The following is an 11,081-nucleotide window of genomic DNA, read 5'->3' as shown; positions in this document are numbered from 1 at the left end:
GTCCCTGCTGCGCCTACGCGACCACGCGGAGGATCTCGTCGACGCTCGTCATCCCGCGCAGGACCTTCTCCCACCCGTCCTGACGGAGCGTCAGCATGCCCTGCTGCTGCGCGACCCGGCCGATCTCGGCGCTCGACGCCCGCGCGACCGCGAGCCGCTCGATCTCCTCGGTGACGGTCATGACCTCGTGCAGGGCGATGCGGCCCCGGTACCCGGTGTTCGAGCAGACGGCGCAGCCGACCGGCCCGAAGAACTCCGGCACGGTGTCGACGTCCGACGCGAGGAACCCGAGCGCCTGCAGCTGCGCCGGCGTGTACTGCGCGGGCGCCTTGCAGCGGTCGCAGAGCCGGCGGGCGAGGCGCTGCGCGACGACGGAGTCGAGCGCGGACCCGACCAGGAACGGTTCGATGTCCATCTCGGTGAGCCGCGTGACGGCCGACGGGGCGTCGTTCGTGTGCAGCGTCGAGAGCACGAGGTGGCCGGTCAGCGACGCCTCGATCGCGATCTGCGCCGTCTCGTGGTCACGGATCTCGCCGAGGAGCACCACGTCCGGGTCGGATCGCAGGATCGACCGCAGCGCCGAGGCGAAGGTCAGCCCGGCCTTCGGGTTGACCTGCACCTGGTTGATGCCGGCCATCCGGTACTCGACCGGGTCCTCGACCGTGATCACGTTGATCTCCGGACGGGCGACGGCGTTGAGGGTCGTGTAGAGCGTGGTCGACTTGCCCGAGCCGGTGGGCCCGGTGACCAGGATCATGCCGTACGGCTTCGAGTAGGACCGCTGGTACGCCGCGAAGTTCTGCTCGAGCAGGTTGAGGTCGGTCAGGGTCATCGACGTGTTCGTGTTGTCGAGGATCCGCATGACGACCTTCTCGCCCCACACCGTGGGGAGCGTCGCCACGCGCAGGTCGATCTGACGGCCGCCGTGCCGCACCGACATGCGACCGTCCTGCGGCTTCCGACGCTCGGCGATGTCGATGTCGCTCATGATCTTGAGCCGGCTGATGACGCCGTTCTGGATGTTCTTCGGCGCCGGTGCCATCTCGTGCAGCACGCCGTCGATGCGGTAACGCACCCGGACCTCGTGCTCCCCGGGCTCGATGTGGATGTCCGAGGCGTGGTCCTGGATCGCCTGGGACACGAGCAGGTTCACGAACCGGACGATCGGGACGTCGTCGAGCGCACCGTCGGTCAGGTCCACCTGCTGGTTCGCCTGCGCGGACGCTTCTTCCTCGAGGGACGAGGTCAGGTCGTTCAGCTCGTCGTCGGCGCGCAGGTAGCGGTCGAGCGCGGACTGCAGCTCGCGCTCGTCGACCTGCAGCGGCTTCACGGTCCGGCCGGACGCGGTGCGGGCGTCGTCGATCGCGAGCACGTTCGTCGGGTTGACCATCGCGAGCACGAGGGTCTCGCCCTCGAACCCGATGCCGAGCACGCCGTGCCGCCGGCAGAGCGCCGCGGGGAGCATCGACACCGCGGTGCCGTCGACCGGGTAGTCGGTGAGCGGGACCGTGCGGGAGTTGTGCGACGCGGCGCGGGCGGTGATGTACTGCGCCTCGCTCACGACGCCCTGGTCGACGAGCGCGCGGATGGACCGTTCGTCGATCTCCTCGTCTCCGGTCATGGAGTCGAGGTGTTCGATCGGCAGGGCGCCGTTGAGGATGAGGATCTCGGAGAGCGTGGCCATGTGCCCCGGGAACTCCTTCGGGTCGAGCTCGGGTTCGGGTGTCGGCGCAGCGACGTCGCGGCGCTCGTCCACGCTAGGGCCGCGGAACGCGGGGACCGCAGTCCCACAACGAGGGGGCGACGGGGTGTCCGGTGGCCCCAGAGCAGGGGTGCCGGGTGCTGTCGGGTGACGTCCATGCGTCGATCCTGCGGTGGCGGACCACGCGACGGTGACCCCCGCCTGCGGTCTGTGGACGGACGGCGCCGAGCATTCGGCTGTGGAGGAACGTTCAGCGTCCGACCCTCGACGCGGACCGGACCCGCGGGACATGATGAGACATGGACATCACGAGCGTGACCGTGGGGTTGCCCGTCAGCGACGTCGAGGCGTCGTGCCTCTGGTACGGCGCCGTGTTCCAGCGCACCGATCCCGACCTCGAGCCGGAGGACGGCGTCGTCGAGTACGAGATCGGCGGCATCTGGCTGCAGTTGTACGCCGCCGCGGACGCCGAGCAGCGCCCCGCGACCGTCCGCTTCGGCGTCGACGACGTCCGCGCGCAGCACGCGCGCATCGGGTCCCTCGGGATCGACGTCGGCCCGGTCGAGTGCGTCGACGGTGCCGTCGACTGGTTCGACGTCCGCGACCCCGACGGGAACGTGCTCAGCCTGTACTCGCTCGTCGACGAGAAGGGCCGGACGGCCTGACCGGCGGACTGGAGGATCGTGGCGGGGCCCGCCACGATCCTCCAGTCCGTTTCCCGATCCGACGACGTGACTTCCGGTCGGACAACGAGGAAGGCCCCCGCATCCGAGGATGCGGGGGCCTTCCGGGTTCAGCTCAGGCTCAGTTGTAGGTGCCCGGCGTGAAGTCGTCCGACGAGAAGCTGTCGAAGTCGACGAAGCTCAGGTCGGCGTCCGAGAACGAGGAGTCGTCGGCGAAGATGCGGTTGGGGTACCGCTCCGCCTTGGCTTCCTCGGTCGCGGCGACGTCCACGTCACGGTACCGGCTGAGGCCCGTCCCGGCGGGGATGAGCTTACCGATGATGACGTTCTCCTTGAGGCCGACGAGGTGGTCCTGCTTGCCCTCCATGGCCGCCTGCGTGAGGACGCGGGTGGTCTCCTGGAAGGACGCGGCGGACAGCCACGACTCGGTCGCGAGGGACGCCTTCGTGATGCCCATGACCTCCTGGCGAGCCGAGGCGGTCTTGCGACCCTCCTGCAGCGCCGCACGGTTCAGCGCGTTGTAGCGCGACCGGTCGACGAGCTCACCCGGCAGCAGGTCGGTGTCGCCGTGGTCGACGACGGTGACCTTGCGGAGCATCTGACGGACGATGACCTCGATGTGCTTGTCGTGGATCGGCACGCCCTGCGAGCCGTACACGTCCTGCACACCGTTGACGAGGTGCTTCTGGACCTCGCGCACACCCTTGACCCGGAGGACCTCCTTCGGGTCCACCGTGCCGGCGATGAACTGCTCGCCGAGCTCGACGTGCTGGCCGTCCTCGATGAGGAGGGTCGCACGCTTGAGCACCGGGTAGATGAACGGTTCGTCGCCGTTGTCCGGCGTGAGGATGATCCGACGACCCTTGTCCGTGTCCTCGATCGTGACGCGGCCGGGGGCCTCGGCGATCGGGGACGCGCCCTTCGGGGTGCGGGCCTCGAAGAGCTCCGTCACGCGGGGCAGACCCTGCGTGATGTCGTCGGCCGAGGCCGAACCACCCGTGTGGAAGGTACGCATCGTCAGCTGGGTACCGGGCTCACCGATGGACTGGGCGGCGATGATGCCGACCGCCTCGCCGATGTCGACGAGGTTGCCCGTGGCGAGCGAACGGCCGTAGCACTTCGCGCAGACACCGACGGCGGACTCGCAGGTCAGGACCGAGCGCACCTTGATGCTCTCGACACCGGCCTCGAGCAGCGTGTCCAGCAGGACGTCACCGACGTCCGAACCGGCCTCGGCCACCACGGTGCCGTTCGCGTCCACGGCCTCGACGGCCAGGGTGCGCGAGTACACCGTGTTCTCGACGCGCGGGTCGCGGACGAGCTTGCCGTCCTCGCCCTTGGTCGCGATCGGCAGCTCGAGGCCACGGGTCGTGCCGCAGTCGTCCTCACGGATGATGACGTCCTGCGAGACGTCGACGAGACGACGCGTCAGGTAGCCCGAGTCGGCGGTGCGGAGAGCCGTGTCCGCCAGGCCCTTGCGCGCACCGTGCGTGGCGATGAAGTACTCCGCCACGGTCAGGCCCTCGCGGTACGAGTTGATGATCGGGCGGGCGATGATCTCACCCTTCGGGTTGTTCACCAGACCACGCATACCGGCGATGTTGCGCACCTGCAGCCAGTTACCACGAGCACCCGACGACACCATGCGGTTGATGGTGTTGTCGATCGGGAAGTTGTCGCGCATCTCCTGCGCGATCTCGTTCGTGGCCTCGGTCCAGATCTTGATCAGGTCGGCGCGGCGCTCCGCGTCGGTGATCAGACCCTTGTCGAACTCGCCCTGGACCTTGGCGGCCTGGACCTCGTAGCCCGCGATGATCTCCTTCTTGCGCGGCGGCGTCACGACGTCGGAGAGCGCGACGGTCACACCGGAGCGCGTGCCCCAGTAGAAGCCCGCGTCCTTGATCCGGTCCAGCGCGGCGGCCGTCTCGGTCTTGGAGTAGCGCTCGGCGAGGTCGTTGACGATCGCGGAGAGGGTGCCCTTGTCGGTGACGCGCTGCACGAACGGGTAGTCCGCCGGCAGGGTCTCGTTGAAGAGCGCGCGGCCCAGCGTGGTCTCGAGGAGGATCGACTGACCCACCTCGTAGCCCTCGGGAGCCTCGCCCTCGGCGAAGTGGACACCCGACATGCGGATCTTCACCATCGCGTTGAGGTCCAGCGTGTTCTGGTCCTTCGCCATGATCGCCTCGGCGACCGAGGAGAACGAACGGCCCTCACCGACGGCGCCCTCGCGGACGGTCGTCAGGTGGTGCAGACCGATGATCATGTCCTGTGCGGGCAGGGTCACCGGACGGCCGTCCGACGGCTTGAGGATGTTGTTCGACGCGAGCATCAGGATGCGGGCCTCGGCCTGGGCCTCGACCGACAGCGGCAGGTGCACGGCCATCTGGTCACCGTCGAAGTCCGCGTTGAACGCAGCACACACGAGCGGGTGGAGCTGGATGGCCTTGCCCTCGACGAGCTGCGGCTCGAACGCCTGGATGCCCAGACGGTGCAGCGTCGGCGCACGGTTCAGCAGCACGGGGCGCTCGCGGATGATCTCCTCGAGCACGTCCCACACCTGCGGACGCGAACGCTCGACCATGCGCTTGGCCGACTTGATGTTCTGCGCGTGCGACAGGTCGATCAGGCGCTTGATGACGAACGGCTTGAACAGCTCGAGCGCCATCTGCTTCGGCAGACCGCACTGGTGCAGCTTGAGCTGCGGGCCGACGATGATGACCGAACGGCCCGAGTAGTCGACGCGCTTGCCGAGCAGGTTCTGGCGGAAACGACCCTGCTTGCCCTTGAGCATGTCGCTCAGGGACTTCAGGGCGCGGTTGCCGGTACCCGTGACCGGACGACCACGACGACCGTTGTCGAACAGCGCGTCGACCGCTTCCTGCAGCATGCGCTTCTCGTTGTTCACGATGATCTCGGGGGCACCGAGGTCGAGCAGGCGGCGGAGACGGTTGTTGCGGTTGATCACACGACGGTAGAGGTCGTTGAGGTCCGACGTGGCGAAGCGGCCACCGTCGAGCTGCACCATCGGGCGGAGCTCCGGCGGGATGACCGGCACGACGTCGAGCACCATCGCGGCCGGCGAGTTGCCGGTGGCGAGGAAGGAGCTGACGACGCGCAGACGCTTGATCGCGCGGATCTTCTTCTGGCCCTTGCCCTCGGCGATCTGCAGGCGCAGCGCCTCGGCCTCGGCGGCCAGGTCGAACGCCTCGAGCCGCAGCTTGATCGCCTCGGCGCCCATGTAGGCGTCGAAGTAGATCCCGAAGCGGTCCTGGAGCTCGTGGAAGACGGCGTCCTCGGGCTTGAGGTCGCCCACCTTGAGGTTGCGGAAGTCCTCCCACACGCGCTCGAGGCGGGTGATGTCCTCGTCGAAGGACTTGCGGACCTGGGACATCTCCTTCTCGGCGGTGTCCTTGGTCCGGCGCTTCACGTCGGCCTTGGCGCCCTCTTCCTCGAGCGCTGCGAGGTCGTCCTCGAGCTTCTTGAGGCGGTCGGCGATGATCGAGTCGCGCTGACCCTCGAGGTTCTTGATCTCGAGGCGCATCTCGTTCTCGAGACCGGGCATGTCGGCGTGACGGCCCTCTTCATCGATGTCGATGATCATGTACGCCGCGAAGTAGATGACCTTCTCGAGGTCCTTCGGCGCCATGTCGAGGAGGTACCCGAGGCGCGACGGGACGCCCTTGAAGTACCAGATGTGCGTGACGGGGGCGGCGAGCTCGATGTGGCCCATGCGCTCACGACGGACCGAGGACTTGGTGACCTCGACGCCGCAGCGCTCGCACACGATGCCCTTGAAGCGCACGCGCTTGTACTTGCCGCAGGCGCACTCCCAGTCCCGGGACGGACCGAAGATCTGCTCGCCGAACAGACCGTCCTTCTCGGGCTTCAGGGTGCGGTAGTTGATGGTCTCCGGCTTCTTGACCTCGCCGTACGACCACTGACGGATGTCCTCGGCGGTCGCGAGACCGATCCGGATGGCGTCAAAGGAAGTTGCTTCGAGCAATGTTCTTCTCTCTTGCTGAGTTCGAGACGTGTCGGTGCGGGCGGGGATCAGATGTCGTCGACGGAGGACGACTCGAACCGCGAGGAGATGTTGATGCCGAGCTCTTCAGCGGCACGGAAGACCTCGTCGTCCGTGTCGCGGAGGCTGACCGCCTGGCCGTCTGCCGAGAGGACCTCGACGTTCAGGCAGAGCGACTGCATCTCCTTCATGAGGACCTTGAACGACTCGGGGATGCCCGGCTCCTGGATGTTCTCGCCCTTGACGATCGCCTCGTAGACCTTCACGCGGCCGAGGATGTCGTCGGACTTGATCGTCAGGAGCTCCTGGAGGGCGTAGGCGGCGCCGTACGCTTCGAGCGCCCACACCTCCATCTCACCGAATCGCTGGCCACCGAACTGCGCCTTACCACCCAGCGGCTGCTGCGTGATCATCGAGTACGGACCGGTCGAACGGGCGTGGATCTTGTCATCGACCAGGTGGTGCAGCTTGAGGATGTACATGTAGCCGACCGAGACGGGCTCCGGGAACGGCTCGCCGGAGCGGCCGTCGAAGAGCTGCGCCTTGCCGGAGGAGCCGATCAGGCGCTCCCCGTCGCGGTTCGGGAGCGTGGAGTCGAGGAGGCCCTCGATCTCGCGCTCGTACGCACCGTCGAACACCGGGGTGGCGACCTTCGTGCCGGGCTCCGCGTGGCGGGCGGCCTCGGGGAGGGCGGACGCCCACTCCTGGATGCCCTCGACGTTCCAGCCCTGCTTCGCGAGCCACCCGAGGTGGATCTCGAGGACCTGGCCGAAGTTCATGCGGCCGGGGACGCCGAGCGGGTTGAGCACGATGTCGACCGGGGTGCCGTCCGCCAGGAACGGCATGTCCTCGACCGGCAGGATCGTCGAGATGACGCCCTTGTTGCCGTGACGACCGGCGAGCTTGTCACCGGCGGTGATCTTGCGCTTCTGGGCGATGTAGACGACCACGCGCTGGTTCACACCGGAGCCGAGCTCGTCGTCACCGTCCTGGGCGTCGAAGACCTTGACGCCGATGATCGTGCCCTCTTCACCGTGGGGCACCTTCAGCGAGGTGTCGCGCACCTCGCGCGACTTCTCGTTGAAGATCGCACGGAGCAGGCGCTCCTCGGCGGAGAGCTCGGTCTCGCCCTTCGGCGTGACCTTGCCGACCAGGATGTCGCCGGGGCGGACCTCGGCACCGATGCGGATGATGCCGCGCTCGTCGAGGTCGGCCAGGAGGTCCGGGCTGACGTTCGGCAGGTCGCGGGTGATCTCTTCCTTGCCGAGCTTGGTGTCGCGGGCGTCGACCTCGTACTCCTCGATGTGGATCGAGGAGAGCGTGTCGTCCTTCACGAGGTTCTGCGACAGGATCATCGCGTCCTCGTAGTTGTAGCCCTCCCACGGCATGAACGCGACGAGGAGGTTCTTGCCGAGCGCGAGCTCGCCGTTCTCCGTCGCGGGGCCGTCGGCGATGACCTCGCCCTGCTCCACGCGCTCGCCTGAGGAGACGATGACGCGGTGGTTGTAGCTCGTGCCCTGGTTCGAGCGGTCGAACTTGCGCAGGTAGTAGGTCTGCGTGCCGCCCTCGTCGAGCTGCAGGGTCACGGCGTCGGCCGAGACCTCGGAGACCACACCGGCCTTGTCGGCGGTGACGACGTCACCGGCGTCGATGGCGGTGTAGCCCTCCATGCCGGTGCCGACGAGCGGCGACTCGGAACGCAGGAGCGGCACGGCCTGGCGCTGCATGTTCGCACCCATGAGGGCGCGGTTCGCGTCGTCGTGCTCGAGGAACGGGATGAGCGAGGTCGCGACCGACACCATCTGGCGCGGCGAGACGTCCATGTAGTCGACCTCGTCCTTGCCGACGAGCTCGACCTCGCCGCCCTTCTTCCGCACGAGGACCTTGTCGTCCGCGAAGTGGAAGGAGTCGGTGAGCGGCGCGTTGGCCTGGGCGACGACGAAGTCGTCCTCTTCCGATGCCGTCAGGTAGTCGATCTGGGTGGTGACCTGACCGTTCACGACCCGGCGGTACGGCGTCTCGATGAAGCCGAACGAGTTGATCCGACCGAAGGACGCGAGCGAGCCGATCAGGCCGATGTTCGGGCCTTCCGGGGTCTCGATCGGGCACATGCGGCCGTAGTGCGACGGGTGGACGTCGCGGACCTCGACGCCGGTACGCTCACGGGACAGACCACCCGGGCCGAGGGCCGACAGGCGACGCTTGTGCGTCAGACCCGCGAGCGGGTTGTTCTGGTCCATGAACTGCGACAGCTGGGACGTCCCGAAGAACTCCTTGATCGCAGCCACGACGGGACGCACGTTGATGAGCGTCTGCGGCGTGATGGCCTCGATGTCCTGCGTGGTCATGCGCTCGCGGACGACGCGCTCCATGCGGGACAGACCCGTGCGGACCTGGTTCTGGATGAGCTCGCCCACCGCGCGGATGCGACGGTTGCCGAAGTGGTCGATGTCGTCCACGTCGAGGCGGAGCTGGACGGGCTCGCCGTCGCGGACACCGTCGAGCGTGGTCTTCTCGGCGTGCAGCGAGACGAGGTACTTGATCGTGCGGACGATGTCCTGCACGGAGAGCACCGAGTCCGACAGCGGCGCGTCGATGCCGAGCTTGCGGTCGAGCTTGTAGCGACCGACCTTGGCCAGGTCGTAGCGCTTCGGGTTGAAGTAGAAGTTGTCGAGGAGCGCACGCGCGGCCTCGGCGGCGACCTGCTCGCCCGGACGCAGCTTGCGGTAGATGTCCTTGAGCGCCTCTTCCTTCGTCAGGACGGCGTCCTTCTCGAGCGTCGACTCGATCGAGGCGAAGCCCTGGAACTCCTCCATGATCTCCTCGCTCGTCAGGCCGAGGGCCTTGAGGAAGACGGTCACGGACTGCTTGCGCTTGCGGTCGATGCGCACGCCCACCTGGTCGCGCTTGTCGATCTCGAACTCGAGCCAGGCACCGCGCGAGGGGATGATGCGCGCGGAGTAGATGTCCTTGTCGGACGTCTTCTCCTGCTGGCGCTCGAAGTACACGCCCGGCGAGCGGACGAGCTGCGAGACGACGACGCGCTCGGTGCCGTTGATGATGAACGTGCCGCGCTCGGTCATGAGCGGGAAGTCGCCCATGAAGACGGTCTGCGTCTTGATCTCACCGGTCATGTGGTTCATGAACTCGGCGTTGACGTAGAGCGGAGCGGCGTAGGTCTTGCCACGCTCCTTGCACTCGTCGATGGAGTACTTCGGGTCCTCGAGCTCCGGGGACGTGAACGAGAGCTGCATCGTCTCGCCGAGGTCCTCGATCGGGGAGATCTCCTCGAAGATCTCCTCGAGGCCGGAGTGCAGTGCGAGGTCGGTGCGACCCTGCTCCTGTCCCTCGGCGAGGCGGGCCTTCCAGACGTCGTTGCCGACGAGCCAGTCGAAGCTCTCCGTCTGGAGTGCGAGCAGATCAGGGACCGTGAGCGTGTCCGTGATCTTGGCGAACGAGAGTCGCGAGTGGTTGCGACCGTTCTTGGGGTTGGTGGATGCGTTGGGCGCAGCAGCCAAGGGTGTGACCTCCGGTAGGCCCCGTCGGGCCGGTACTGACGAGCAGCACGTAGGTGAGTGGATTGATCGCTCGGCGCGACCCCGGGACCGACACACGGTGCACAGCCGGACGAGCGTCCGGTTGGACTTGTGCGAAGATCGGTGAGCGGGACCCGCCGCCATATACGGGACCGGCTGCACCAGGGCGCGTGTTCGACCGCAATATGACGACACACGAATGCCAGGGAGCGCGAACTGCAATCATAGGTCGCCCTGACCCGCGCTGTCCAGTCCTGGCTTGACCGGATTCGTCGCAGGCGTGTATAAGGCGCTGGCCACCCGGCGCCGGGCCCGATCTCAGTCGTCGAGCGCGTGCAGGACGCGCTCCGGCTCCGCGGCCCGCACGAACGTCACGCGGCCGCGGTCGTCCGTGATGCGCACGCCCCGTCCGGGCGTCAGGATGAGGGCACGGACGCCCCGTCGGACGCGCAGGCCGAGCCCGCCGTAGGTGGCCGCGTCCGCCTCGACGACCGCGACGTCGGCGATCCGCCGACGGTCGATCCGGCGTGCGGGGAGGGGCCGGAAGCGCAGCACGACCTCGGTGTCGGTCACCGCGATGCGCGTCCGCGCGAGGAGCAGCAGGGCACCGCCGACGAGCGCCACGACACCGGGCACCAGGAGCGCGACCTCCGGTGCGTCACCGGGCCAGCCGAGCACGGCAGCGGTCAGCGCACCGCCGCCGAGCAGCAGGACCGCGCCGAGCGCGCGCATCCAGGTGGGTGCCGATTCGCCGTCGGCGGCCACCGGCGCGTGGGTGGTGGTCGGCCGGGAGGCACGGGTGGTCCGGGTGGGTCGGGTCGCCTCGGCGAGGCGGAACGTCGGGACGTTCACGGTGTCGGTCACGGGGTACTCCTGCGGGTGGGGCCGGTCGCGGCGGTCGTCGCCGTGGTCCTCGTCGCGGGGACCGCCGTGGTTGCGGGCGCCTCGGTGTCGGTCGTCCTCGGCACCGGCGCGGGCGTGCTGCTCGCCGCCGTGGTCGGCTTCAGCCGCCGGCGGCTCCGGGGCCCCGCGGAGGGCCCGCCCCAGGCCCCTGCTCTTATACACATCTCCGAGCCCCCGGGACTCCTGCGCATCTCGCATGCCCCTCTCTTCTCGGAAAAAAAAAACACTAGCGGGTC

The 11,081-nt window shown here is 68.0% G+C and carries 5 protein-coding genes; 1 reads left to right on the top strand and 4 read right to left on the bottom strand.

The window, feature by feature from the left end:
- Nucleotides 1-13: 13 nt before the first annotated feature.
- Complete coding sequence (locus tag HUN59_RS01730; protein ID WP_174779329.1) at nt 14-1,684, bottom strand: GspE/PulE family protein; 1,671 nt, start codon at nt 1,682-1,684, stop codon at nt 14-16.
- 317 nt (nt 1,685-2,001) lie between these two features.
- On the opposite strand from HUN59_RS01730, the gene HUN59_RS01725 reads away from it, so the two are divergent.
- A complete protein-coding gene (locus HUN59_RS01725) occupies nt 2,002-2,367 on the top strand; it encodes a VOC family protein (RefSeq protein ID WP_058741130.1) in 366 nt (121 codons plus the stop codon).
- Between the two features lie 139 nt (nt 2,368-2,506).
- On the opposite strand, the gene HUN59_RS01720 is transcribed toward HUN59_RS01725, so the two are convergent.
- The 3 genes from HUN59_RS01720 to HUN59_RS01710 all read right to left on the bottom strand — a co-directional run bounded on the left by HUN59_RS01720 (nt 2,507) and on the right by HUN59_RS01710 (nt 11,043).
- Nucleotides 2,507-6,388, bottom strand: coding sequence for a DNA-directed RNA polymerase subunit beta' (locus HUN59_RS01720; RefSeq protein ID WP_058741131.1), 3,882 nt, complete (start codon nt 6,386-6,388; stop codon nt 2,507-2,509).
- Nucleotides 6,389-6,435: 47 nt separating this feature from the next.
- Nucleotides 6,436-9,924 carry a DNA-directed RNA polymerase subunit beta gene (gene rpoB, locus HUN59_RS01715; protein ID WP_174777331.1) on the bottom strand — a complete coding sequence of 1,163 codons (3,489 nt, stop codon included), beginning with the start codon at nt 9,922-9,924 and terminating at the stop codon, nt 6,436-6,438.
- A 336-nt stretch (nt 9,925-10,260) separates the two neighbouring features.
- Nucleotides 10,261-11,043, bottom strand: a complete 783-nt coding sequence (locus HUN59_RS01710; RefSeq protein WP_174777330.1) for a hypothetical protein — start codon at nt 11,041-11,043, stop codon at nt 10,261-10,263.
- Nucleotides 11,044-11,081 lie beyond the last annotated feature (38 nt).

It is taken from the genome of Curtobacterium sp. Csp2 (genome assembly GCF_013347165.1).
This window is presented reverse-complemented; position numbering and strand designations above follow the sequence as displayed.